A 25,123-nucleotide genomic window follows, 5' to 3' on the forward strand; every position below is an offset into this window, starting at 1 on the left:
GTCGGTGAGTTGACGACTCAGGCGAGGAAGACGTGTCGCGGGCGGTCCGCCAGCACGTCGCGGCCCCACTGGACGGTCTCGCGGAACTCGTCGCTGCGGAAAAAGCCCATCGCGTCGTCCTTCGAGCGCCACTGACTGGCGATGAACATGTCGTCTTCGTCCTCGACGTTCACCATCAGGTCCGTCTCCTGGTGACCGTCCATCTCGTCTAACAGGCCACCGACGACGCCGAATTTGTCGACGAACTCCGCTCGATGCTCGGATTTGACGGTGTAGAACATCCCCATCGTCCCGAACCCGGATTCTTCACCTGCCCGCGAAACGATGCCGGGCAGTTCCGAGAGGAATCCGGCGGCCGTTTCGGCGGCGCTTTGGGTCTCCCAGATGCTGACGACGGCCGCGCGTCCGCGCTCGTTCGCCTCGTAGACGGCCGTCTTGACGTGCGTGCCGTAGTGTTCGAAGTTGCCGCGGAGGCCTTCGACTTCGTCGAACACCTCGTCGGTGTCGGCTTCCGAGTACAGCACCGTGGCGTACACGTCCTCACCGTGTGGTTTCCCGGCGTAGATGTTTAGGTCGGTGAGTTCGCCGCGGATATCCTCCTCACCGCTCGCCGACTCCTCGTCGTGGCCATCGTCACCGTGATGACCACCGTCGCCGCCGCCGTGGTGGCTGTCGCCGCCGTGGTGATGGCCGCTCTCTCCACCGTGGCTACCGCCCTCACCGCCGTGGTGCCCGCCGCTCTCGCCGTGGGCGTGGCCGTGATGGTGACCGTCCTCGTGTTCGCTCGTCGGAACCGACTCGCCGGCGAGATACGCGCCGAGGTCCGTCGGCGGGAACCGTCGACCGACGTAGAACTGGCCGAACTCGCCGTAGCGCGACGACGCTTCGTCGAAACGCATCTCGTAGACGATATCCTTGATGTCGGTCGGGTCGCTGCCGAACAGCGTCACACCCCACTCGTAGTCGTCGAACCCGACGCTGGAGGCGATGACCTGCTTGATTTTGCCGGCGTACTTCCGGCCCACGTCGCCGTGTCCCGACATGAGTTCCGCGCGCTCCTCGAAGGAGAGGTCGTACCAGTTGTACTCCTCGCCGCGGCGCTTGCTCATCGGGTAGAAACTGACGTACTCGTCGTCGGGGATGTCGGGTTTCATCTTCCCCTCGATGTAGCGTCGAAGCCCTTCGTCGACGGCGTCGGCACCCTCCTCGAAGTACTCGTCGGAGACGTAGCCGCTGACTTCCGTCACGGAGACGTACGACGTTGGCTGGTCGGTGAATCCGGCGAGCGCCGTCTGCTCGAAACGACGCTCGGCCGTCGACAGCGCGTCGAGCGTCGGTCGGAAGTGAATAATCAGCAGGTCGGCCTTGTGGCCGACGATAGAGAACACCGCGGATGCGCCGTCGTCGGCGTCTTCGATGGCTTCGTGCGACTGGAGGTAGTCGACGGCTTCCGAGACGGCGCGTTCGCGCTCTCTTTCGGGCGCGTCGCGCCACGCATCCCAGTCGATACTCCGGAAGTCGTGCAGCGCGTACCACCCTTCCTCGGTCTGCGGCGCTTGGGGCATATCTCGGCGTTGGAACCCGTCGACTAAGGGCGTTTTGAGTCGTCGCCGGTTCTGTGGGTTCCGCCCCAACTGGTTTGAACCCAGCGAGCGTCGTCTTTCCCAACTACTCGATGCCTTCGACAACAGACGACCCGACGGGTGCGACGCTCTCGTACCGCAACATCATCGAGCGAGAGATGGAGAACGCGCTCACCGAGATGCACCGCCCGGCGAAAGGCGTCGCTATCTCCGGGTTCGCCGCGGGCCTCACCGTCAGTTTCGGCGCGCTGTTCATGGGGATGGCGCTGACGTTTCAGCCGACGTTCCCCTCGACACTCGCCAAACAACTCACGCTCGGTGGTGTCTCCGCCGTCGGCTTTCTGTTCGTCATCATCGGCCAGACGGAACTGTTCACCGCGCACACGACGATGGCGGTTCTCCCCGTGCTAACCGACCGGGCGTCGGTCCGCGACCTCCTCGAACTGTGGGGCGTCGTCCTCGCGGCCAATCTGGTCGGGTGTGCCTGCTTCGCCGGACTCATCGCCGCTATCGGCCCGCCGATGAACATCGTCGACCCAGCGGCGTTCGGGTCGATGGCCGAGGCGCTGCTCCCGTTTCCGTGGTGGGTTATCACCGCCAGCGGCGTCGTCGCCGGCTGGCTGATGGGCCTTCTGACGTGGCTCGTCGCGGCGAGTCGAGACACCATCAGCCGCGTCGTCATCGTCCTCGTCGTCGCTTCCACCATCGGCTTCGCGCCGTTTCACCACGCGCTGTTGGGGACCACTGAGGTACTCGCCGCGATGTTCCTCGGACAGGGCGTCACACTGGGGGAGTTCGCACACTTTCTCACGTGGACGACGCTCGGCAACGCCGTCGGCGGCGGGGTGTTCGTCGCACTGCTCAACTACGGACACGTCGCGCTTGCGGGGGACGACGTCAATGTCGACTACGAAGCCGAGTCGACGAGCGGGTTCGGCGACGACACGACCGAAAAGCACTGACACACCGACTGTTTGACCAATCAGTCGAGGTCCTACTAACCGAAACGCTTTCACAACGGCCCTCTGATGGGCAACTAATGCGGAAAAGCGGCCCACCGAAAGGCCTCATCTCGTATCTGGTTTTGGAGTTGTTAGCCGAAAAACCGCGGTACGGCTACGAGATTCTCAAAGAGATACGTGAGATTAGCGGCGGCCACTGGGAGCCGTCGTACGGTTCCGTTTACCCGATTCTCTACAAGTTCGAGGAGAAAGGCTGGGCCGAGCGGGTCGAACGCGAGGACGAACCCGACCGGAAGTACTTCGCGTTGACCGACAGCGGCCACGAGGAACTCGTCGAAAAGCGCGCCGAAACCGGCGACAAAGCCGAGGAGTTCGCCGACGTCATCCTCGGCTTCTACCACGTCTACGTCGCCTTCGCCACCGACGGCCGCTTCGACGTCGAGAGTCCCGAGGACGCGTGGCAGTTCGACGAGACGTTCAGTTCGTGGATTATCGAGCAGTTGATTCGCCACCACGAACGCGACTTCGGAAACTTCGAGCGCATCGACGACAGTCCCGAGACGTTCTACGAGCGCTACGGTATCGAGTTCGACTCGTAAGCGCGTCCACACGCCGAAGAAAGAGAGACTCGCCCACTCAGGAGAGCAGTTGCGGGCCGAACATCAACAACAGGAGACTGACGAGCATCAACAGCCCGATACTCGTCGTAATCGTGCTCGTCAACTGCTGTTTACCGTCGACCGGCAACCGTGAGACGATGGCTTCCGTCGACGTACGCAGAATGCGCCCACCGTCCAACGGGAACGCCGGGATGCAGTTGAAGAAGGCGAGGTTGAGATTTATCCACCCGACCCAAAACAGCACGTTGGCGAGAATGAGCACACCGCCGCCGAGAACCGAAAGCGGTCCGCTGACGGTGTAGAAACTCGCGTTCGTGGCGACGAAGCCGGCGAAGTTCGACTCCAGTCCGGGAACGACCGTTCCCGCGAAGGGCAGAAACAGGATGAAAAGCACCTGCGAGAACAGTCCACCCTGCACGTCGCCGCCGAGGATGCCGAGGAACTGCTCGGCGGGGTAGGAGACGACGCCGAGGCTGTTGACGCTGATACCGCTGAGTTCGGGCCCTTGCGTCACGCCGACCAGACCACGGCCGGTGCCGTCGTTCGCCGGGTTCAAAGTCACCGAGTGCGTCTCCAGTTGGCCGTCGACGTACGCCGTCACGTTCACCTCGTCGCCGGGTTGGCCGCCGTCGAGTGCGGTCTGTACGTCGGTGTAGTTCAGCGTCCGTTCGCCGTCGATACTCGTAACGACGACCTGTTCGCCGCCGGGGACGCCCGTCTGCTCGCTCAGCGCGCCGTTCGGCGAGACGCCGAGGAGGACGCCCATCGGGCCGGTGACGTTCGAGCGTTCTCCGTCTGTATCTTCGACGGTGAGCGTGACGAGCGGCCTGTCGACGACCGCTTCACGCAGTCCCGACTCGGTGTTGACCGTCGTGCCGTTGACGGCGACGATGGTGTCGTTCGTCTCCACGCCGGTGGGTCCATCGCCGGCTAACGGCGAGTTCGGCGACATCGCCGTCACGAGCAGCGACCGCTGGACCGTCTTCTCCGTTCCGTTTGCGAGCGTTATCGTCACGTTCGCGGCGTCGCTGTCTCGCAGCGAGTTCTGGAGGTCTTCGGCCGACGTGATGTTCGCACCGTCGAAGCCGACGATACGGTCGCCGGCCCCGATGCCGGCGTCTGCGGCCGCCGAGTTCTGGAACGTAGTGTCGACGGCCGCACCCGGCGCCGCGGCGATTGCACCGGTCACCGGGCCGAACAGCAGCGCCAACGCGATGGCAGTCACCGCGAGGTTGTTCGTCACGCCCGCGGCGAACATCCGGGTCCGTCCGCCACGACTTGCCTTGCGTTGGCTCTCCTCGTCGGGTTCTACGAACGCGCCGACGGGCAGAATCGTGAGCAGGACGATGCCCATCGACTCGATGTCGATATCTTCGACTCGGCAGAGCAGGCCGTGGCCACCCTCGTGGACGACGAGGCCAACGAGCAGTCCGAGCAGAATCTCGGGCGCGACCGACAGCGGGAGGAAGTCGTTGACGCCGGGGATGACGAGGACGTTCCGCGGGGCGTTCACCGCCGTCGGGGCGGGCGGATTCTGCACGATTTGGACGCCTCGAAGGACCAAGAGGACGAACGTTCCGACCATCACGACGAGTGCGATACCGACGCCGATGTTGCTCCACGCCCGCCAGAAGCGCTTCGGTCCGGCGAGCCAGTTCAGAAACGCCCGCCCGCGGCGGGTGTGTATCGTCATCAGCGGCCCCTGTATCTTCACCGAACTCGGGAGCAAGCCGCGTTGTCGCAGCAAGAGGAGGAGTACGGTGTAGAGGACCACGCCGATAAGTACCCAAAGCAGCGTGTTCATTGGCCCAAGAAAGGGTTGGTAGCGGGAAAGACGTTCGGATTATCTCGGCGAGTTTCCACCCGATTCACGGCGACTCTTCGGCCGTCGGAGCGTCGGGGTCGGTGATTTCGATGCGTACTGGCCGTTGCCGTCGCCACCGTGCGTAGCCGACTGCCGCCGCACCGACGAGCGCAACACCGACCGCTACGAGTCGCCGTGACCGCGTGCTCGTCTCCGGGTCGGTCGCGTCGTTCTCGTCGGGTCGGTCCTCGCGCGTGGAGTCGGCGGGTGGGTGGCTGAGGCGCATTGGGTTGCTCCGCGGACGCCCACACGGGTCGCAGGCGACCGTCGGCGCAGATACGCGTTTTGGGGCCTTAACTGTGCGTCCGAGCGTCCTCTCGCTCTCTGTCCGAAGAGATATACTCGTACTCTGTGACACGTCGGTCGTGTTCGACTCGACCGTCTACGAGGTCCGACAGAAGTTCGGCATCGGGAACAAGTACACCGTCTACGAGGGTGAGGGCTCCGAGGCGATTCTGACCTCCAAGCAGAAGAAGCTCCGTCTGAAAGAGGATTTCCGGTTCAACGACGCCGACACCGACGAGGAGCGGATTCGGGTCCGCGCGAGCCAGATGCTCGACGTGAACGCCGCCTACGACATCGTCGACAGTCGAACCGACGAACCCATCGGCGCGGTCAAACGCCGCGTGTCCTCGTTTCTGAAACACGAGTACGAACTTCACGACGCCGCCGGCAACGTCGTTGCGCTCGTCAAGGAAGACAACCACGTCATGGCTGCGATTCGCCGTCTCGTGACGACGCTGCTGCCGTTTTCGTATTCGATTACTTCGCCCGACGGCAGTGAGACGTACGGCACCATCTCCGAGCAGTTCTCCTTCCGCGACAAGTATCACATCTCGCTCGCCGACGGCGCGCTCGACCCACGCCTCGTCGTCGTCGGGTCGGTGGTTATCGACGCGATAGAGGACAACTGACCCACCTTTTACGCTGCGCGAAACCGCAGAGCGGTTTCGCTCGGTAAAAGCTGTCTTCGCGGTTTCACCGCGAAGGCTTAGCAGACGCGACGCGTCTGCTCTTGGACCAAAAACACAGCGTCACCTCAGGCGCTCCGCGCCTTCGAGGGTTCCTCGGCCCGCTCGCTCACGCCGGGAGAGCTTCGCTCTCCCAAGCTCTCGTTCGACTCCGGCTCACGGGAACTCCGCTCGCTCGCGGTACAAAATCTGGCAGAGGACCGCCTCCACACTGCAACCGCCGGGAGAACCTCGCTCTCCCGAACCTGCAACTCACTCCGTTCGCCGCAACCGCTTCACCACGAACTCCTGTTCGAGTTCGCCGAGGAATTCGCCGAGACGCGGCCCCTGCGTCTGGTCGAAGAACAGGAGATAACCCGCCTGAAACAGGTCGCCGGTGTCGATGTCGTGGCGTTTGGCGGCCTCGTAGATTTCGCCCTGAATCTCCTCGCCGGTGTGGCCGTCTTCGACGAACGCCGCGAGGTCGGCGAGCGCGTCGGCCACGTCGTCGTCGAGGTCCACGTCGGGCATCTCCGTCTGGAGACGGTAGTTGTACTCGTTGTCCATCCGCTTGGCCCACGTGCGAGCCTTCTCGACGCGCTCCATCGCGTCCTCGATGGCCCACTCGGGCGTCTCGTCGGTGATGTGGCCCTCGTTTTTCGCCATCTGTCTTCTGAGTTCGGGGTCGTCGACCATCCCCAGTACCGCGGCGAACGTGTAGGGGAATCGGACGCGCTCCTCGCGCACTTCGTCGACGAGGAAGGGGTACGCCCGGTCGGCCAACTGTTCGATGTTCTCGTCGGTCTCCTCGTCGAAGTAGACGCGCTCGAAGCGGTCGAAGTCGTTGACGAGGAGGTCCAGACGCCGCAGGTCGAAGTCGCGGGCGCGCCGCGGGTTGAGCGCGAAGAAATACCTGAGAACTTCGGGTTCGGCGAGTTCGAGCACTTCGGCGACGGTGACGATGTTCCCGGCAGACGAAGAAAGCGGTTCGCCGTTGAGCGTGAACCACTCGTAGGTCATCGGTACCGGCGGCTGGATGTCGAGGACGTTGCGCGCGATGTCGTCGCCGCTCGGCCACGAGCCTTCTGCGTGGTCCTTGCCGAACGGTTCGAAGTCGACGCCGAGGACCTGCCACTGGGCGGGCCACTCGAAGCGCCACGGCAGTTTCCCCTCGCGGAACGTCGCCGTCCCCTCGTGGTCACAGCCCGAAATCGTGTTGTCGCCGGCGGTCATGTCGGTACAGACGTAGTCGACGGTACCGGCGTCGAGGTCGATTGCTGTAACTGTCTCCGTGATTTTCCCGCAGTTCCCGCAGACGGGATTGAAGGGCACGTAGTCGTCGTCGACCTTGCTCTGGTACTCGGCCAGAACCTCGCGCGCAGTGTCGGCGTTTTCGAGAACGTGGCGAACGACTGGCTCGAAGGTCCCGTCCGAATAGAGTTCGGTGTTCGATATCATCTCGACCGGCACACCGAGACGCTCGGCGTCGGCTTCGATGAGCGCCGCGAAGTGTGCGGCATAGGACTCCGCCTCGCCGAAGGGGTCGGGAATGTCGGTGTACGGCTTGCCCAGATTCTGTCCGAGCGCACCCGCGTCGACGTCGCCGAGGCCGACGATGTTGCCGTCTTTGTCCGCGAGTTTGCGGGGCAGTTTCCGAAGCGGGTCCTTGTCGTCGCTCGTGAACACCTGTCGAACCTCGTAGCCGCGTTCGCGCAGCACCTCCGCGACGAAGTAGCCGCGGAGAATCTCGTTGAAGTTGCCGAGATGTGCGACGCCCGACGGCGAGATGCCCCCCTTGATGACGATTGGCTCGTCCGGGTCGCGCGCGAGAATCTCGTCGGCTACCTCGTCGGCCCAGAAGGCGTGGCGCGTCTCGCCGGTCTCGTCGGTATCACCCTCGCCTGCGGCCGCCGGAACCGAGTCGTCGCTGTCGTCTACGCTCATCGCTGCGACCAGTACGTGGGTTCGGTGCCCGCCGCGGCAGGGACGATGTCGGTCCCCTCGTGGTCGCCGCGGAGCACCGCGCGTTCGAGTCGCTGCGGTTCGGTGCCGTCGAGGACGATAGTGCGCATCCCCGCGCGTTCGATGAGTTTCGCCGCCAAGAGGTCCACCGGTGCCGAGGACCCGGCGTCGGTGCTCATCGGGGCGATAACTTTCACCAGTTCCTCGGGCGTGAGTTCCTCGAACTTCTCGGCAGAGTCGTCGCTGCGGGGGTCGGCGCTGTAGACGCCGTCGACGCTCGTCGCGTACACCAGCAGGTCGGCGTCGACGTACTCGGCGAGTGCGGCGGCCACCGCGTCGGTGGTCTGCCCGGGGACGACGCCGCCCATCACGGAGATGTCGCCGCGGCGGATTGCCTCACCAGCGTCTTCGTAGCTGTGTGCCGGGGCGGGGTTGACGCCCGCGCCGAGAGCGGCGATGAGCAGACGCGCGTTGATACGTGTCACGTCGATGCCGATTTGGTCCAGTTGGACCTCGTTCGCACCGAGGCCGCGCGCGGCGTCGATGTACTCGCGGGCGACGCCACCGCCGCCGACGACAGTGCCGAGTTCGCAGCCTTCGCGGGCGAGTGACTCGATTGCGGCGGCGTGTGCCTCGACTCGACGGGCGTCGAGTTCCGGCGCGAGGACGCTCCCGCCGATAGAAATGACGACTCTCATTGCAACCGGGTTGCTGGGATTCGGTCTTAAGGGTTATCAACTCCGCCACGTTCCGCGGTGCGGGAACACCTCCCTCGCGCACAGTCGACGTGTTCACACACCTCGTCAACGGGCCGCTGAGCAACACTAAAGCCGCTCGGTCCCCCGTCTACCGGATATGCGACCACTCTGCGTCGTCGGTCCGGGTGCAACGACGCTCACCGAGCGACTCGCCGCGCGGCTCGACGGCCGCGTCGTGACAGTCGAACGACTTCCCGACGGGAGCGACCCCGCGCCCGACTCGGCGGCGTCCTACGGTCTCGCCGACGACGGTGTTTGGGTCGGTGCGGGCCGCGACCGCTCGGAGTCGGACCTGCTCGACCACCTCTCGGTGGACTACGACTTCGCCTTGCTGGCGGGATTCGAGCATCTACGACTGCCGACGGTCGTTCTCGGCGAGGACACTGACCGACCGGACGACCGGGAGGCCGAATCCGAACCGCTCTACACCGTACCCTCACTCGACGACGCGGACCTCGACGAACTCGCCACTCGAATCGAGTCGCTCGACCCCTACGTCACGCTCGAATCACTCGTTGCCCGACTCAAGAACGACTCACGCGCCGACCGTGCGGGTGCGATTGCGACGTTCACCGGACGAGTGCGCGCGAAGGACGATGACGACGACCCGCGGACGACGCAGTTGACGTTCGAGAAGTACGACGGCGTCGCCGAGGAGCGACTCGCGGCCATCAAAGACGACATCGAAGCGCGCGACGGCGTCGAGCGTGTGTTGATGCACCACCGAACCGGCGTCATCGAGGACGGCGAGGACATCGTCTTCGTCGTCGTTCTCGCCGGTCACCGGACCGAGGCGTTCCGCGCCGTCGAAGACGGCATCAACCGCCTGAAAGACGAAGTCCCCATCTTCAAGAAGGAGACTACCGTCGAGTCGGACTTCTGGGTTCACGACAAATCGTCGTAACTTTCGCATCGCGGTAACATTCTCCTCGTTCAACCACTGTTTCGGAGCGGTTGGGGGCGCTGAAACCAGATATTATTGCCTCAAAACGGTCAAGGAACCAGATAATCGGCGTATTCGTTTTTGTACTAAAAGCAAAGAATAGATGTCTGAAAACCCTTCGTGAAGATTCTAATGGTCTGAAAAAACGTCGTAAAACGAACCCTTTGCGTCGCTTTAGTCTGAAAGAGGCCGAACTGTGGCTAACGTTCCTGCCTTTATAACATCCCAACCGGCCATGTAGTCGATGAGGTCAGAACCACAATGAGCGCAACAGCGAACCCCTCCACCGACGGACGCTCGAAAGAAGCCCGACTGAAACAGTATCTCGTCGACAAAGCGCAAGACGGCGAACTGTACTTCAAGGGCAAGTTCATCGCGGACGAGGTCGGTCTCTCACCCAAAGAGATCGGCGCGCTGATGGTGAAGCTTCGTGACTCTACCCACGAACTCACCATCGAGAAGTGGTCGTACACGAGTGCGACCACGTGGCGCGTCGCCCCCGCCTCGTAAGCGACGTACCTCGGTCCCTGCACACGAAGCCGTCCCTGTGACGGTCCCCACCTGCTGACTCCACACGCGAACCATGCACTCCCCTCGTCTCCGGGAACCGTTACCTCGGTTCCAGGCCCGCTGACGACACTCTGCGTTGCCCGGCGTCGTCGACACCCCACCGTCGACGTCGGGTCTTCGACACATCTCGTTGTCTCCGACGAATTCAGCTCTCGCCGACCGTGTCGGCTCCCCGACACGGTTCGACCCCGGATTTATACCCTTCTGTGCGGTAGACGTAGTATCTGATGGACGAGGCCGACAGCCCTCCGTACGGCCCCGTGGCCGTTCCCGAAGACGGTCCTCCACTCGAACGATTCAACTCGGTGTTCTACGTTCGCGAGGTGCGTACGGACGACGACAGACTGCTGTACTACGGCGAGTCGCACGTCTCGCGCCGTTCGCTACTCGAAGCGGTGTGGCCGTCGTTCCGTGAGGCGGGCTACGACGTGCGCCTCGCGCGAACGAACGACGGTTTAGACGTCCTCGTCGCCGAACCGATGTCCGTCGGCGTCGACGGCGTCCCGTGGAAGAACCTGCTGCTGTTCGTCGCCACCGTCACCTCGACGCTGTTCGTCGGTGCGTACGCGTGGTACTACATCCCCATCAGTGCGATTCAGGAGAATCCCTTAGTCGCGCTCGAAGCGTGGCCCTTCACCGCCGCCGTCCTCGGCGTTCTCTGCGCGCACGAACTCGGCCACTACGTGATGGGCCGGTACCACGGCGTCGACGTGTCGCTGCCGTATCTCATCCCCTTCGTCTTCCCGTTCGGAACGATGGGAGCCATCATCCGGATGCGCGGGCAGATGCCCGACCGAAAGGCGCTGTTCGACATCGGCGTCGCGGGCCCGCTGGCGGGATTGGCGGCGACGATTCTCGTCACCGCTATCGGGCTGTCGCTCGACCCGATTACCATTCCCGAGCGGGTGTTCGTCGGCAGCACCGAAGTCATCCAGTTCAACAATCCCCCCTTGCTGGACCTCATCGCCACGGTGGTCGGCCAACCGAGCGACTACAGCTATCCCCAGACCGTCAACCCGGTCATCATCGGCGGCTGGGTCGGGATGTTCTTCACCGTGTTGAACCTGCTTCCCGTCGGCCAACTCGACGGCGGCCACATGGTTCGGGCGATGCTCGGCCGCAGACAGGAGACGGTGGCGACGCTCGTTCCCCTCGGCCTGTTCGGCCTCGCGGGCTACCTCTACTACGTCCGTGACCTCGGCCTGCAGGAGTCGGTGGGTCTGTGGGCGTTCTGGGGCCTGTTCTCGTTGTTCATCGCGTTCAACGGTCCTGCCCACCCCATCGACGAGTCCGGCATCGGCTGGAAACGGCAGTTCGTCGGCCTGTTCACGTTCGCGCTCGGACTGCTCTGCTTCATGCTCGTGCCGATTCAGCTGATGACCGCGTGACTGCCGCAGGAGTGACTGCGCCGACTTTCTCACAACTCCGTCACGACGAGTGCGTGTATCCTTTGTCCGGTAGCGGGCCGTCGTCGAGCGTAATCCCCGCAGACCCCTCGGTGACGCGTCCGATGCGTGTGACTGGTGTGGGTGACGCCGACGTCGCGCGTTCGAGTGCCGACTCGGAGAGTGTGAACACTAACTCGAAGTCCTCGCCGAAGTGCAGTGCCGACTCCCAGTAGTCGTTTTCACCGTCGGTTACGTCGTCGACGGCGTCGTCGACCGGAACCGCCGCGGAATCGACGGCGAAGCCACAGTCGCTTGCCTCCGCGAGTTGGTGGACCGACCGCGCGAGTCCGTCGCTCGAATCCATCATCGCCGTCGCGTCGTCGACGAGTTCGACGCCCGCGGCGACCCGTGGTTCGAACTGGAAGAGGTCGTTGCCGCGTTCGGCGTCGCCGCGTTCGAAGTACCGGAGAGCGGCAGCACTTCTCCCGAACGTTCCGGTGACACAGAGGAGGTCACCCGGGTTCGCGCCGGAGCGAAACACCGGGTCGTGGGTTCGGCCGATGGCGGTCGTCGCCGTCGTAAACTCGTCGTGGTCGTCGAGGTCGCCGCCGACGTACTCGGCGTCGACGAGGTCGCAGACGTCGCGTGCCCCGCGGACGAACGCGCTTAGTTCGTCCTCGTCGAACTCGGGAGCGGCGTAGGCGGCGACCGCTGCGACGGCGGGCGCGCCCATCGCGGCGACGTCCGACAACGACGCACCGACCGCTCGCCACCCGGCGGTGTAGCGCGTCGTTCCGGTCGGGAAGTCCGTCGTTTCGTGGAGCATGTCGGTCGTAACGACTAGGCCGTCGACGACTGCGGCGTCGTCACCGGCCGCCGGGAGCTCCGCCGCCAACGTTCGCAGCGCCGTCCGCTCGTCCATACCCGGCCTTTCGGTGTCGGCGCGAAAAAGCCACCGAGGTATTCGTCGACCGGATTCATGTGGCTCCGTCGCACAGTGACACGGTTACCGGACCGTGGCACCGCGTAAGCCATCGCTACCACTGCTGTCGGTTCCGGTGGGTTAATGGCCTCACTGACCGTCGGAGGTGTATGGCCAGAGAGAACTTGCGAGCCACCTTACTCGGCTTCGCCGGCGCGTTGGTGGTGTTCGCGGTTCTCTTTTCGTTTATCGGTGTCGGCGACCTCGTCGACCAACTGCAGAACGCCGACCCCGGCCTCGTCGCGCTCGTCGTTCTTGCGACGCTGGGCTGGCTGTTCGCGTGGGGACTGTCGCTTCGGACTGTCCTCTCGGTGCTCGGCGTCGAGATTTCTGCCATCAAATCGTTGCTCGTCTTCTCGGGCGCGATGTTCTCGAACAACATCACGCCGTTCGGACAGGCCGGCGGCGAACCGGTGACGGCGCTTCTCATCTCACAGACGTCCGACGCCGAGTACGAGACCGGACTCGCAGCCATCGCCAGCGTCGACACGCTCAACTTCGTCCCCTCGATAACGCTCGCGCTCGCGGGAGCGGTGTACTTCGCCACGGAGACGACGCTCGGTCGAAATCTCGAACTCGCCGTCTTCGGCGTCGTCGCACTCGCGGTTCTCGTTCCGGGTCTCGTCTACGTCGGCTGGCAGCGACGATACCAACTCGAAGACAAGGCCGTCGGCGTCCTCACGCCCGCGATTCGCCGCATCGCCGACTTCCTCCCTCGGGTCTCGAAACCGACCGCCGAGAGCATCGAAGGCCGCATCAACCGATTCTTCGGTGCTATCGAACGCGTCGCCACGAACCCCCGAGGCCTGCTCCTCGCGGTGTCGCTGTCGGCGGCCGGATGGTTCTGTCAGATGCTTGGGCTGTGGCTTGCGTTCCAAGCCGTCGGCACGAGTGTCCCGCTGTCGATAATGCTGTTCGTCGTCCCTATCGGCGCGATTGCGGGCGTCACCCCGCTTCCCGGCGGTGCGGGCGGTATCGAGAGCGTTCTTCTCGTGTTGCTCTTGGCGGCGACGGGACCTGCAGTGACGCAGTCGGCGATTCTCGCCGCCATCGTCATCTACCGCGGTGCGGTGTACTGGCTTCCGATTCTCATCGGCGGGGTCGTCGTGAGCGTACTCGGCGTCAACGGGACGTCGTGACACCACCCCACAACGACACCTCGTGAGTAGCTTCGAATCAAGCACGCGAACGGCTCTCACGTCCCGGTGACGACCCTAATACGATGCTTTTAAACAGCGCTACACAGAACTCGTAGCCATGGTAACCCTCTATGACGTTCCGGCGGACGACCTCATTCAGGAGGTCGCCGACCGACTCGAGGACCGTATCGAACAGCCCGACTGGATTCAGTTCGCCAAAACCGGTTCGAGCCGGGAACTGCCACCGCAGGACGACGACTTCTGGTTCGTCCGCGCGGCCAGTGTCCTCCGGAAACTCGCCACGAAAGGCCCACTCGGCGTCGAGCGTCTCGCCGTCGAGTACGGTGGCCGCAAGCGCGGGTCGACGCGCTACCGCGTCGCCAAGGCCCACACCGACACCGGCAGCAAGAAAATCATCCGCGTCATCCTCCAGCAACTCGAAGAAGAGGACCTCGTCGAGAGCGCCGGCGGCGACGGCCGCCGCCTCAGCGACAACGGCCGCGCGTTCCTCGACGACGCCGCCGCCTCGGCTTTCGAGTCGCTCGACCGCCCGGAACTCGAACGCTACGCGTAGAGGACACACACGCCTTTTTCAGACGTTCCGACCCGCAAGCCGTCAGGCTGTCCGTAATCGTTTTCTGCCGCGCGCGAAAAGCTCAGGTATGAGCGGAAATCCCGACGACGAGCGACTCGACGAACTCCGTCAAGAGCGACTCCAGGAACTCCAAGAGCAAGCCGACGGTCAGCAGCAACAACAGGCCAACGAGGAGGCCCAGCAAGCTGCCGAAGACCGCGCACAGGCACAGAAAGACGCCATACTCCGGCAGTACCTCACCGACGGCGCACGCCAGCGACTCAACGCCGTCCAGATGAGCAAGCCCGACTTCGCCGAACAGGTCGAACAGCAACTCGTCGCGCTGGCCCAGAGTGGACGCATCCAGTCTAAAATCGACGAACAGCAGATGAAACAGCTGCTGAAGGAACTGCAGCCCGACAAGAAGAGCTTCAACATCCGCCGTCGCTGATGGAACTGGCCCTCCTGTACAGCGGCGGCAAGGACTCGACGCTCGCCGCACTCACGCTCGATTCGTTCTACGACGTGCGCCTCGTCACCGCACACTTCGGCGTCACCGAGGACTGGAAACACGCGAAAACCGCCGCCGAGACGCTCGGCTATCCGTTCGAGACGGTCGAACTCGACGAGGACATCGCCACCGACGCCGTCGAGCAGATGCACGCCGACGGCTACCCACGAAACGGTATCCAACAGGTACACGAAGCGGCGTTGGAGGCCGTCGCGGGGCTGGGCTACGACGCCATCGCCGACGGAACCCGGCGCGACGACCGAGTCCCGACCATCTCGCGGGCACAAGCACAGAGTCTCGAAGACCGCTACGACGTCGACTACCTCGCACCGCTGTCGGGGTTCGGCCGTCGGGCGGTCGACCGCCTCGTCGACGAGACCCTCGATATCGAAGTCGGGCCGAGCGAGACGGTCCCGAAAGCTGATTACGAGGGCGAACTCCGGCAGTTACTCGCCGACCGATACGGGACCGAATCGGTTGGCGAGGTCTTTCCCGAACACGAACAGACGTACGTTCGCGGGCTCCTCGACTGAGCGGTCGCTGGGATACCGTCTCCTTGCTTTCTTCGAGGTCGGCGTCGACCGAATCGCTCATACCCCCGTAGACGCGAGCGGTAGCCGTGACATCGGGAATCTCGTACTCGCTCGTCGCCGCCGTCGTCTGGGGCGTCTATCTGTTCGTCCTCAAGCGGTACTTCGACGGAATTCCCGGCTCCGTTCTCACCGTTCTGGTCAACATCGCGGCTATCACGTGGTATCTCCCGGTGCTTCTCACGTCGGCGTCGCTCTCGGAGACGCCGTCTGTCGCGGCGCTCGGCATTGAGGCAGTCGGTATCCTCCTCGGCACTATCTGTGCGACGGGCGCGGCGTTTCTCATCTTCCTCCGGGCGCTCGACGTGGGCGACGTCTCCTACGTCGCGCCGATAAACAAGGTGGTCCCCGTGTTCGTCCTTCCCATCGAGATTTCGCTGCTCCACGAGCGTCTCGCACCGATTCAGGTGCTTGGCGTGGTCGTGGCGACGCTCGCGGTGTACGTCGCCAACTACCGGGGCGGCCGTTTGGCGGACCCGATACGCGCGGCGTCGTCGTCGACGGCGGCACAGCTCGCGCTGTTGAGCGCCGCCTGCTACGCCGTCAGCGACGTCGGCAAACGGGTTGCACTCCAGGAACTGAGCCTCCAACCGCAGGTGTGGGTCGTCGTCCTCCTCGCCGGCGTCACCGTCGTCGTCCTCCCCTTCGCGGTTCGGTCGTGGCCCGACGGCGCGCTCACGCGACGGACAGTCGGTGAACTCGCCGTCGGCGGCTTTCTCGTCGCACTCGGCGAGCACGTCACGTCGTTGGCGTTCGCCGCCGTGCCGGCGAGCATCGCCTCCCCGATTATCAACACGCAGGCGGTCGTCGCCGTCGTTCTCGGCGGCGTCCTGTTGCGTGAGGACTTCTTCGGGACCCGGCTAGTCGCCGCGGCGTTGGCGGTCTGTGGCGTCGGTCTCATCGCGCTCGATTCGTCGATTTTAGATGTCGTTCTCGGCTGGTTGTAGGGGCTAGCAGGCGACGGTCGTCAGTTCGCAAGCGGCGTGTCGCACTCCCGCCTCGGCCGCGTTGCGTCGGTACGTCAGCGCACCTGCAACGGTGGCTCTCTTCCCGTATTTGAACGTTCGCCACCGACGGTGGGGTCACCTTCCACGAAAAGGACAGGCTTCAAGCGACCGCTCCGCAAACCACCGTACATGTACGACCACCTCAAGGGATTTCGTGATTTCTACCCCGACGAGATGGCCCCTCGACGGGAGGTCATCGACACGATGGAAGACGCCGCAAAGCGGTACGGCTTCCGCGAAATCGGCACGCCCGCGCTCGAACGAACGCAGATGTACGTCGACAAGTCCGGCGAGGAAATCGTCGACGAACTCTATGCATTCACCGACAAAGGCGACCGCGAGGTCGCACTGACACCGGAACTGACGCCGACGGTCGCGCGGATGGTCGTCGCCAAACAGCAGGCGCTCTCGAAACCCATCAAATGGGTCTCGACCCGTCCGTTCTGGCGCTACGAGCAGGTCCAGCAGGGCCGCTTCCGAGAGTTTTACCAGACCAACGTCGACATCTTCGGGTCCTCCGAGCCTGAAGCGGACGCTGAGATTCTGGCCTTTGCGGCCGACGCGCTGACCGACCTCGGTCTCTCCGCGGACGACTTCGAGTTCCGCGTCTCACACCGCGACATTCTCGGCGGACTGCTCACCGCGTTCGACGACGACGTCGACACGCGAGCGGCCATCCGCGCCGTCGACAAGCGCGCGAAGGTAGACGAGACCGAGTATCTCGGCCTGCTCACCGACGCGGGTCTCTCGTGGGACGACGCCGAGTCGTTCGACGACCTCGTCACCGGCGGCGACCTCGACGCAATCGCCGAGTTCGGCGGCGACGACGTGGAAGCCGCCGTCGACAACCTCCGCGAGGTGCTCGCCGCGGCTGAGGACTTCGGCGCACGCGAGTACTGTACCGTCTCGTTGACGACCGCCCGGGGACTCGACTACTACACCGGCGTCGTCTTCGAGTGCTTCGATTCGACGGGAGAGGTCGGTCGCTCGGTGTTCGGCGGCGGCCGCTACGACGACCTCATCGAGAGCTTCGGCGGGCAACCGACTCCCGCCGTCGGCGTCGCCCCCGGCCACGCGCCGCTGAACCTCCTGCTTCAGCGCGCGGGCGTCTGGCCCGAAGACGCCGCGTCGACGGACTACTACGTGCTCTCGGTCGGCGACACGCGGTCGGTCGCCAGTCGTGTCGCTCGTGACCTCCGTGCGGCAGGCAACACCGTCGAGACCGACGTTTCAGGTCGAAGCTTCGGTGCACAGATGGGATACGCCGACAGCATCGGTGCGGAGACCGTCGTCATCGTCGGCGAGCAGGACCTCGAAAACGACGAGGTGACCGTCAAAGAGATGGACAGCGGCGAACAGACCACCGCCCCCGTCGACGACTTCCCCGGCGACCGGGATGCGCCGTCGTACGACGACTACGCCTGAACGTCTGTCGCCGGACTCTTTCGGACCCGTCGGGCGAGACGGTCGTATCCCGAGACGAGCAGCGCAGACGTCAGAAAGGTGAAGACGACGAACCCGCCGAAGAACGTCACGAACGTCTCCGGAGAGAGCGTCAACAGCACGGTTCCGAGCGTCATCATGTAGGCGAACATGAACAGAAACGCCGGGGCGGCGAGCATCCCGAACGGGGTGGCGTCGTTGACGCTCGTTCCGAGCACGTACAGGCCGAGAATCACCAGCGTGAGGAGCCACACACGCGGGTCACGGCACCGGTCGACGATTCGGTCGGTGTGAGTGGAGGGCATCGGTGAGTGAACGTCGGTGACGACGGCTCTTAATGCTATCTGGCTGATTTGTTCTACCGGTAGTGTCGCCTATAATTGGCGGGTGCTAACAGACATCATACTTTCGTTGCACGTCGTCGTACGCCCATCTGGAGGAGTCTCATGTACGACACCATCCTCGTCGCAACCGACGGCAGTCCGTCGGCGACGGCCGCGGCCGACCGCGCAATCGACTTCGCACGGACGTTCGACGCCGGCTTACATGCGCTCTACGTCATCGACACGATGGCGTACGGTGCGGACGTTCGCTCGGACCTCATGACGGAGGCACTCGGACAGCAAGGGGAGTCGGCAGTCGAAGCCGTCGAGTTGGCTGCCGAAGAAACCGGTGTCGCCGTCACGACGGCTGTCACCCGTGGCTCTCCCGCCCAAGCTATCGTCGACTACGTCGAGGACAACGACATCGACCTCGTGGTCGTCGGCACGCGCGGTCGCCGCGGCCTCGAACGGTTCCTCGTCGGCAGTGTTGCAGAACGGGTCGTCCGAACCTCGCCGGCACCGGTCGTCACCGTCCCACCCGACGGAGCGTCTACCGACGACGTGTAGCCGTCGCCGTCTCGCCGTCCCGACTCGTCTCGGTTCGGACCTCGGAACCGGAGTCGAGAGTCGCGGCGATTAAGCGCCCGCTCTGCGAACGTTCGCCGATGCCGAAGCGTGCGTTCCGCGTCGCCTACGACGGCCGCCCCTACTACGGCTTCCAGCGCCAACCCGACGTGCCGACGGCCGAAGGCGCGTTGTTCGACGCGCTGGCGAAACTCGACATCTACGACGAGACGCGTCACCGGCCTTCCGGTTACGCCGCCGCCGGGCGCACCGACGCGGGCGTCTTCGCCGTCGCGCAGACCGTTGCCTTCGACTGCCCCGAGTGGTGTACGCCGCGGGCGGTCAACAGCGAGTTGCCGGGGACGGTCCGCGCGTGGGCCGCTGCGGACGTTCCCGACGAGTTCCACGCGACCCACGACGCGAGTCGTCGCGAGTACACGTATCATCTCTACGCCCCCGAAACCGGAGAGGAGGAATATCTCACGCCGGAGCCCTACGCCGCCGTCGACGACGACCGAGCGAGAGCAGCCCTCTCGGCGCTGTGCGGCGAACACGACTTTCGCAACTTCACGCCGGACGAAAAGAACACGGTTCGGGAACTGTCGGGGTCGATGCGGCGCGACGGCGAGTTCCTCGTTCTCACACTCTCGGCGCCCGGGTTCGCCCGTGAACTCGTCCGGCGCGTTCTTTCGCTTGTGAGAATCGTTGGGTCCGGAGCACCGATGGAGCGAATCGACCACGCGTTCGACGCCGACTCGCTGGAAGGAAGAGAGGGAATCCCGCCTGCGCCCGCGTCGGGGCTGGTGCTCACCGGAGTCGACTATCCGGGAGTCAACTTCGAACGCGACGCCGACGCGGCAGAAACGGTCCGGGAAGTGTTCGGCGCGTCGCGCGTGGAGGGTGCGGTCAGAGCGCGGGTCTGTGAGACGGTACTGGACGGAACGAGCTGACTACTCCCAGTCGACGGGCCAGAGGTCGGCGGCGCGCATTCCGACCTCGAAGTCGTTCTCGCGGAACGTCTCGGCGAGGTCGTCGAGGTCCAGACGCGGCGCGTCAGTTTTCGAGAGGTCGTCGACGAGCAGTGCCGTGAGGATGGCGTGTTCGCGGATGTTTCGGTCGTCGACTTTGTCGCGGGTGTCGGCGTGGGTGTGGCCCCATCCGCGGCCGCGTTCGCCACTGTCGCTGTGAAGTTGGAACGCCGGGACGCCCTCGCGGACGAACGGCCAGTGGTCACTGAACGGGTGGGGTTCGTCGTTCACGTCGATGGGTTGTCTCGTCGCGTCGTCGATGCGCTCGGCGGCGACGCTCATCGCGTCGGAGTTGTGGGTGAGTGCGACCAAGTTTCTGAATCGCCCCGCGCCGTCGACGTTGACGACGGCTTTTATCTCACTGAGGTCGGTTGTTTCGGCGACGTGTTCGGCACCCAAGAGGCCGATTTCCTCACAGCCGACGCCGGCGACGCGGACGCCGATGTCGAGGTCGACTTGTGCGAGAATCCGGGCGGCGGTGACGACGGTGGCGATGCCACAGCCGTTGTCGAGCGCGCCCTCGGCGATGTCGTGGGCGTCGTAATGTGCGAGCAACAGCAGCTCTTCGTCCGTCTTTGGTCCGACGTGCCCGACGACGTTCTGGCTCTCGCCCGGTGTGGTCTCGGCTTCGACGGTGATGCGGACGCTGCCCGTCTCTCCACCGTTGTTCGCGGCGTACTCTTTCAGCCACGCACCGGTCTCCTTGCTCACGCCGACGGCCGGCACCGACCCCTCGTCGCCGAAGGTGAGCGAGCCAGTCGGTGGCAGTTGACCCTCGATGTGGTTGACGAAGACGAACGCTTCCGCGCCCGCTTCGACCGCACAGCCGTACTTCTCCATCCGGTGGATGAACCGCCCAGATGGCGTGGTCGTACTCGCAACCACGATTTTGCCGTCGACGTCCTCGGCTTCGATTTCGTCGGGCGTGCCGTAGCCCACGTCGACAAGTTCGGCCTCCACGTCGCCCGACGGCGAGTACGGCAGCGCGATGGCGTCGAACGGCCGCGTGACGGGGGCGGTGAGTTCGAGTTCGGTCCACCCGCGGGTCCACTGGTTCATCTCGAACGTGTCGAGTTTGATGTCGTCGACGCCGGCGTCGGCGAACGCGTCGGCGACGAGGTCCGCCGCCCGCTGTTCGCCCGCGCTGCCGCCCATCCGGTCGCCGAGCGAGGTGAGGTCTGTGATGAAGTTCCACGCGCTGTCGTCGGTCCACGTGCGGCCCACTGCGGCGGCGAACGCGTCGGTCGCTTCCTCCGCGTTCGTCGGCGTCGTCTCCTGTTCGGACATGGCCCGCGGTTGGACACACCGTGACATAGATGCTCGGTTCGCGGAAGTCGCCGTCCTGAGCCAAGTTCTGTCAGCCGAAAATCATCGGCAACAGTTGCCTTGTCTGCACTTGGCAAGGTTTACGCCCGCACCGGCCAACTCCCGACCATGAGTTCGGTTCCCGAACGCGGCGACATCGACGAGGAGTACAAGTGGGATTTGGAGAGCATCTACGCCTCCGACGACGACTGGAACGAAGCGTACGAGGACGTCGAGTCGCGTATCGACGACATCGCAGCGTACGAAGGCCGAGCGACCGAAGACGCCGAAACGCTGTACGAACTGCTCGAACTGCTCGAATCGGTGATGCGCGACGTCTCGAAAGTCACCTCCTACGCGCAACTCCGCGCCAGCGAGGACACCCGGAATCAGGAGTACCAAGCGCTGTCGGCGCGCGCACAGTCGCTGGCCTCCGACGCTCGTAGTGCGTCGAGTTTCGTCGAACCCGAACTGCAGGAACTCGACGAGGACGACGTCCAGCAGTTCATCGACGAAAACCCCGAACTCTCGGAGTACGAACACTACTTCGACGACGTGCTCCGCGCCAAGCCGCACACCCGCTCGAAGGAAGTCGAGGAACTGCTGGCCGACCTTTCGGAGGTCATGGGCGCACCGAGCGACTTCTACTCGATGCTCGCCAACGCCGACCTGACGTTCCCGACGGTCGAAGACCCCGACGGCGACGAGATAGAGATTTCGCAGGGCAACTTCACGAAACTCCAGAAACACCCGAACCGCGAGTTCAGACAGAAAGTCCACGAGCAGTTCTACGACGAGTGGGAGGACGTACGAAACTCGGTCGGCAGTTCACTGAAGAACAGCGTCAAAGCCGACGTGAAACTCGCCGAAGCGCGCAACTACGACACCGCCCGCGAGTCGGCGCTCGACGGCCCGAACGTCCCCGTCGAGGTGTACGACAACCTCCTCGGCACCGTCCGCGACAACCTCGACAAACTCCACCGTCACGCCGACCTGAAGCGGCAGGCACTCGACGTCGACGACCTCCAGATGTGGGACCTCTACATGTCGCTGACGGGCGAGGAAGGCCCCGAAATCAGCTACGAAGAGGCCAAAGAGTACGTCATCGAGGCCGTCGCGCCACTCGGCGAGGAGTACCAAGAGCGGATGGCTGAGGGCCTCGAAGACCGCTGGGTCGACGTGTACGAGAACCGCGGCAAGCGCGCCGGGGCGTACTCGGCGGGCACGTACGACACCCAGCCGTTCATCATGATGAACTATCAGGACGACATCACCTCGATGTTTACGCTCGCCCACGAACTCGGCCACTCGATGCACTCGGAGTTGGCCAAGGGTGAGCAACCGTGGCAGTACGCCGACTACGAAATCTTCGTCGCCGAGGTGGCGAGTACGGTCAACGAGACGCTTCTCACCCAGTATCTGCTCGAAAACGCCGAGAGCGACGAACTCCGCCGCCACGTCCTCGACGAGTATCTCGAACGGTTCCGTTCGACGCTGTACCGCCAGACGATGTTCGCCGACTTCGAGTTGCAGATTCACGAGGCCGTCGAGGCGGGCGAACCGCTCACCCCCGACGCCTTCGACCAACTGTACGGCGACCTGAAGGCCGAGTTCTACGAACCCGCCGAAGTCGACGACCGCATCGCCCGCGAGTGGATGCGCATCCCGCACTTCTACTACAATTATTATGTTTACCAGTACAGCACCGGCATCAGCGCCGCCGTCGCCGTCGTCGAACGCATTCTCGACGAAGGCGAGGACGCCGCCGCCGACTACCGCGAGGCGCTCGCCATGGGCGGCAGCGCGTACCCGATGGAAGTGTTGGAGACGGCGGGCGTCGACATGACTTCGCCCGAACCTATCGAGGACGCACTCGGCGTCTACGGCGACTACCTGGACCGCGTCGCCGACCTGATGGACCTCGAATAACAGCCTGAGAAGCGGGTTCTGTTTTTCTGGCTTCGTCCGAACTATCGAGAAAGAGTCGTTCACGGGGCCGTACTGAGTAGACAGCGCGCAGCTATCGGACTACCTTCCCGACTGCTTTCCTCTGAACTCCTTCTTCAGATGCATCAGTGCGAGTGCCGGCGCATTTGTGACGAAATCCCAGACGGCCCGCGGGCCTGCGTCGATTAGCACCCTTGTGGCCCCTTTCTTCTCCGTGAGGAATACGGGGCGGCCTCTGTAGATGTCGCGTCCGTAGATTCTGTTCTCCTCTCTGTTTTCGAGGACCTTCTTCACCGTCCGGACGTCGTTCCAGTCGCCTCGCATCACGACCACGCCGTCGGGATTCACGACGTGTACCGAGTTCGGCATCCCACCGTATTTTCTGTGGACGGTCCCCTCCTCGTCGTCGACTAAGACAGTGCGCTCGACGTCGTACTCGGTCGCAAACGTCCGCGCTCGTTCGAGTTTGTCTTCGAACGAGTCGTGTGCATCGTAGCGCTCTCCCGGATGCGCCTCTCTGGTGTACAAGAGGACGAACACCACGTCTTCGAACTGCTTCTGGAGTTCGTCCATCACGTGGACCTTCGAATCCGTGATGGGGCAGGTGATGCTGCCGGTTTCGAGGACGACCCACTTTCCTCTGAACTCCGACCATTCGATTGTCTGGCCGTCCAGCGTAACCGCCTCGAAGTCGGGTGTGCGGTCACCCGGTTTGGGTCCGTCGAAAGTCGTGAAGTCGTAGTACTCCGGGCCGAAATGCCTGTAGTTGTACGCTTCGTTCCGCGTTTCGTCTCCCATCGGCTCTGTTCGTGACACGGTCATGGTCCCACTAGTGAGTACGGTGACCGGACGGATTTGGAGTCTGCCTAGTACTGTCGGTACTATATATGTGCGAGCGGCGCGAACTGAACGCTATGCGTCCAGAGAGCATCGACGTGGAGAGCGATTAGCACATGCGGGCCGTCACGTTCACCCTCGACCAACCGGCCGGTCGACACATCGCATACCGGATGTTCGGTGCGGATTCGGAGTTCGAGAGAGAGCAAATCTACCACCTCAACGTTCTCGCGGACGAAACCGTCGTCCTCCTCGGTCGACTCCGAGGTGACCTCGACGAAGCGAGACGACTGTTGGGCGAGGACACGGACGTACTCGGGTACAGTATCTCCAGCGAGGAGCCACAGAACGGACTCGTGTACATCCACGCTCGGCCACCGCCCGCGATGAAGCGGTTCTTGGAAATCCCCCGAACCCACGAGGTGTTCTTCAACTTCCCAATCGGGAGCACCAGCGACGGAAGGCTCAGCGTGGAGATGCTCGGCGAGACGAACGATGTGTTACGAGAGGCGCTCGCTGAGGTGCCGCCGGAACTCGACGCGACCATCGAGCGCATCGGACCGTATCCGGACGCGGGAGGGGAAATCTTGGCTCTGTTGACCGAGCGCCAACGAGTGGTGCTGGATACTGCTCTGTCTCTCGGCTACTACGACGTTCCACGGGGGGCGACTCATAGCGATATCGCGGACCGACTGGGCTGTTCGGTCGCCACCGTGGGCGAGCATCTTCAGAAAATCGAATCTCGCGTGTTCGACTATATTCGCCCCTAACCCTGTCCCTCGTTACCACTTGTCACTTAAACACCTCATACACAAAATAAGCCATTAACAAATATTATCATTATCAATCATTAACTTTATCTACGACTCTCCAGTCCCACCTGATGCGGTGAATCACGATGGCAGTACACGCACACCCCGCGACCCGCAAAGCCGCCGACTACCGAACCGACAGCCGACCGATTCAGCGACCGAGACCACCGACACGATGACAGAGACGAACCCGACACGACGACGTGAACAGACCGACCGCCGAACCCCGCAGACGACGATTCGACCCTCGATGCGACCCGACGAGAGCGAGGAGGACGCGCCGTTGGTCCCTTTCGTCCAGACCCGCGAACCGACCGACACACAGCGCGAGTTCCAAACCGAACTCGCGAGCCTGAAGCGCCAGATTACGCGCCTCGAACGCGCACTGGACCGACAGAAGCGGCCTACCGAGACGACTCCGCAGGAGGGCCGTCGATGAGTCAGAACGGCGAGACGTCGCC

The 25,123-nt window shown here is 63.8% G+C and carries 26 protein-coding genes; 17 read left to right on the top strand and 9 right to left on the bottom strand.

The features are described 5' to 3' along the window. Positions 1-17 precede the first annotated feature (17 nt). A complete protein-coding gene (locus AUR64_RS11295; RefSeq protein WP_058582054.1) occupies positions 18-1,565 on the bottom strand; it encodes a heme-binding protein in 1,548 nt (515 codons plus the stop codon). Positions 1,566-1,675: 110 nt separating this feature from the next. Here AUR64_RS11295 and AUR64_RS11300 point away from each other — a divergent pair, with 110 nt between their 5' ends. Both AUR64_RS11300 and AUR64_RS11305 read left to right on the top strand, forming a co-directional pair. Beyond that, a complete protein-coding gene (locus tag AUR64_RS11300; protein WP_058582055.1) occupies positions 1,676-2,545 on the top strand; it encodes a formate/nitrite transporter family protein in 870 nt (289 codons plus the stop codon). Positions 2,546-2,622: 77 nt separating this feature from the next. Then, positions 2,623-3,144, top strand: a complete 522-nt coding sequence (locus AUR64_RS11305; protein WP_058582056.1) for a PadR family transcriptional regulator — start codon at positions 2,623-2,625, stop codon at positions 3,142-3,144. Positions 3,145-3,181: 37 nt separating this feature from the next. On the opposite strand, the gene AUR64_RS11310 is transcribed toward AUR64_RS11305, so the two are convergent. Further along, complete coding sequence (locus AUR64_RS11310; protein WP_058582057.1) at positions 3,182-4,969, bottom strand: site-2 protease family protein; 1,788 nt, start codon at positions 4,967-4,969, stop codon at positions 3,182-3,184. A gap of 64 nt (positions 4,970-5,033) precedes the next feature. Continuing rightward, positions 5,034-5,255, bottom strand: a complete 222-nt coding sequence (locus AUR64_RS11315) for a hypothetical protein (protein ID WP_058582058.1) — start codon at positions 5,253-5,255, stop codon at positions 5,034-5,036. Between the two features lie 139 nt (positions 5,256-5,394). Between AUR64_RS11315 and AUR64_RS11320 the strand changes: the two genes are divergently transcribed. Continuing rightward, positions 5,395-5,943, top strand: coding sequence for a hypothetical protein (locus AUR64_RS11320; protein WP_058582698.1), 549 nt, complete (start codon positions 5,395-5,397; stop codon positions 5,941-5,943). Positions 5,944-6,252: 309 nt separating this feature from the next. On the opposite strand, the gene lysS is transcribed toward AUR64_RS11320, so the two are convergent. Both lysS and pyrH read right to left on the bottom strand, forming a co-directional pair. Continuing rightward, positions 6,253-7,923 carry a lysine--tRNA ligase gene (lysS, locus tag AUR64_RS11325; protein ID WP_058582059.1) on the bottom strand — a complete coding sequence of 557 codons (1,671 nt, stop codon included), beginning with the start codon at positions 7,921-7,923 and terminating at the stop codon, positions 6,253-6,255. Beyond that, positions 7,920-8,639, bottom strand: coding sequence for a UMP kinase (pyrH, locus tag AUR64_RS11330; protein ID WP_058582060.1), 720 nt, complete (start codon positions 8,637-8,639; stop codon positions 7,920-7,922). The genes lysS and pyrH overlap by 4 nt, the downstream gene beginning before the upstream one ends. 157 nt (positions 8,640-8,796) lie before the next feature. On the opposite strand from pyrH, the gene AUR64_RS11335 reads away from it, so the two are divergent. From AUR64_RS11335 to AUR64_RS11345, 3 genes are all read left to right on the top strand, one after another. Then, complete coding sequence (locus AUR64_RS11335) at positions 8,797-9,603, top strand: molybdopterin synthase (RefSeq protein WP_058582061.1); 807 nt, start codon at positions 8,797-8,799, stop codon at positions 9,601-9,603. 300 nt (positions 9,604-9,903) lie between these two features. Beyond that, entirely contained in the window at positions 9,904-10,152 is a 249-nt protein-coding gene (locus AUR64_RS11340) for a DUF7123 family protein (RefSeq protein ID WP_058582062.1), read from the top strand. 287 nt (positions 10,153-10,439) lie between these two features. After that, positions 10,440-11,600, top strand: a complete 1,161-nt coding sequence (locus AUR64_RS11345) for a site-2 protease family protein (RefSeq protein WP_058582063.1) — start codon at positions 10,440-10,442, stop codon at positions 11,598-11,600. Between the two features lie 40 nt (positions 11,601-11,640). Here AUR64_RS11345 and thiL read toward each other — a convergent pair whose 3' ends face one another. Next, a complete protein-coding gene (gene thiL / locus AUR64_RS11350; protein WP_058582064.1) occupies positions 11,641-12,522 on the bottom strand; it encodes a thiamine-phosphate kinase in 882 nt (293 codons plus the stop codon). 170 nt (positions 12,523-12,692) lie between these two features. Between thiL and AUR64_RS11355 the strand changes: the two genes are divergently transcribed. The 6 genes from AUR64_RS11355 (at position 12,693) to hisS (ending at position 17,828) form a co-directional block, all read left to right on the top strand. After that, positions 12,693-13,721 carry a lysylphosphatidylglycerol synthase transmembrane domain-containing protein gene (locus AUR64_RS11355; protein WP_058582065.1) on the top strand — a complete coding sequence of 343 codons (1,029 nt, stop codon included), beginning with the start codon at positions 12,693-12,695 and terminating at the stop codon, positions 13,719-13,721. 118 nt (positions 13,722-13,839) lie between these two features. After that, positions 13,840-14,295 (top strand): 30S ribosomal protein S19e, encoded by a 456-nt coding sequence (locus tag AUR64_RS11360; protein ID WP_058582066.1) that lies wholly within the window; start codon positions 13,840-13,842, stop codon positions 14,293-14,295. 88 nt (positions 14,296-14,383) lie between these two features. Next, on the top strand, positions 14,384-14,746 hold the full coding sequence (locus tag AUR64_RS11365; protein ID WP_058582067.1) for a DNA-binding protein: 363 nt from the start codon (positions 14,384-14,386) through the stop codon (positions 14,744-14,746). Next, complete coding sequence (locus AUR64_RS11370; RefSeq protein WP_058582068.1) at positions 14,746-15,339, top strand: DUF7411 family protein; 594 nt, start codon at positions 14,746-14,748, stop codon at positions 15,337-15,339. Before AUR64_RS11365 ends, AUR64_RS11370 begins: the two co-directional genes overlap by 1 nt. Before the next feature lie 86 nt (positions 15,340-15,425). Further along, the gene (locus tag AUR64_RS11375; RefSeq protein WP_058582069.1) at positions 15,426-16,343 is read left to right on the top strand and encodes a DMT family transporter; all 918 of its coding nucleotides are present in this window, start codon (positions 15,426-15,428) and stop codon (positions 16,341-16,343) included. A 189-nt stretch (positions 16,344-16,532) separates the two neighbouring features. Continuing rightward, on the top strand, positions 16,533-17,828 hold the full coding sequence (gene hisS / locus AUR64_RS11380) for a histidine--tRNA ligase (protein ID WP_058582070.1): 1,296 nt from the start codon (positions 16,533-16,535) through the stop codon (positions 17,826-17,828). On the opposite strand, the gene AUR64_RS11385 is transcribed toward hisS, so the two are convergent. Then, the gene (locus AUR64_RS11385) at positions 17,819-18,151 is read right to left on the bottom strand and encodes a hypothetical protein (protein WP_058582071.1); all 333 of its coding nucleotides are present in this window, start codon (positions 18,149-18,151) and stop codon (positions 17,819-17,821) included. The genes hisS and AUR64_RS11385 overlap by 10 nt on opposite strands. 141 nt (positions 18,152-18,292) lie before the next feature. Between AUR64_RS11385 and AUR64_RS11390 the strand changes: the two genes are divergently transcribed. Both AUR64_RS11390 and truA read left to right on the top strand, forming a co-directional pair. Further along, positions 18,293-18,736, top strand: coding sequence for a universal stress protein (locus AUR64_RS11390; RefSeq protein ID WP_058582072.1), 444 nt, complete (start codon positions 18,293-18,295; stop codon positions 18,734-18,736). A 98-nt stretch (positions 18,737-18,834) separates the two neighbouring features. Beyond that, a complete protein-coding gene (gene truA, locus AUR64_RS11395; RefSeq protein ID WP_058582073.1) occupies positions 18,835-19,683 on the top strand; it encodes a tRNA pseudouridine(38-40) synthase TruA in 849 nt (282 codons plus the stop codon). On the opposite strand, the gene AUR64_RS11400 is transcribed toward truA, so the two are convergent. Continuing rightward, a complete protein-coding gene (locus tag AUR64_RS11400; protein ID WP_058582074.1) occupies positions 19,684-21,048 on the bottom strand; it encodes a M28 family peptidase in 1,365 nt (454 codons plus the stop codon). A 147-nt stretch (positions 21,049-21,195) separates the two neighbouring features. Between AUR64_RS11400 and pepF the strand changes: the two genes are divergently transcribed. Next, positions 21,196-22,995 carry an oligoendopeptidase F gene (gene pepF / locus AUR64_RS11405; RefSeq protein WP_058582075.1) on the top strand — a complete coding sequence of 600 codons (1,800 nt, stop codon included), beginning with the start codon at positions 21,196-21,198 and terminating at the stop codon, positions 22,993-22,995. A gap of 99 nt (positions 22,996-23,094) precedes the next feature. Here pepF and AUR64_RS11410 read toward each other — a convergent pair whose 3' ends face one another. Continuing rightward, positions 23,095-23,835: a peroxiredoxin family protein gene (locus AUR64_RS11410; protein WP_082230728.1), complete on the bottom strand. Its 741-nt coding sequence runs from the start codon at positions 23,833-23,835 to the stop codon at positions 23,095-23,097. A gap of 131 nt (positions 23,836-23,966) precedes the next feature. Here AUR64_RS11410 and AUR64_RS11415 point away from each other — a divergent pair, with 131 nt between their 5' ends. Then, a complete protein-coding gene (locus tag AUR64_RS11415; protein WP_058582077.1) occupies positions 23,967-24,620 on the top strand; it encodes a helix-turn-helix domain-containing protein in 654 nt (217 codons plus the stop codon). 217 nt (positions 24,621-24,837) lie between these two features. Next, positions 24,838-25,101: a hypothetical protein gene (locus AUR64_RS11420; protein WP_058582078.1), complete on the top strand. Its 264-nt coding sequence runs from the start codon at positions 24,838-24,840 to the stop codon at positions 25,099-25,101. Positions 25,102-25,123: the final 22 nt, after the last annotated feature.

The sequence above is a fragment of the Haloprofundus marisrubri genome (assembly GCF_001469955.1).
Taxonomy (GTDB): Archaea; Halobacteriota; Halobacteria; order Halobacteriales; family Haloferacaceae; genus Haloprofundus; species Haloprofundus marisrubri.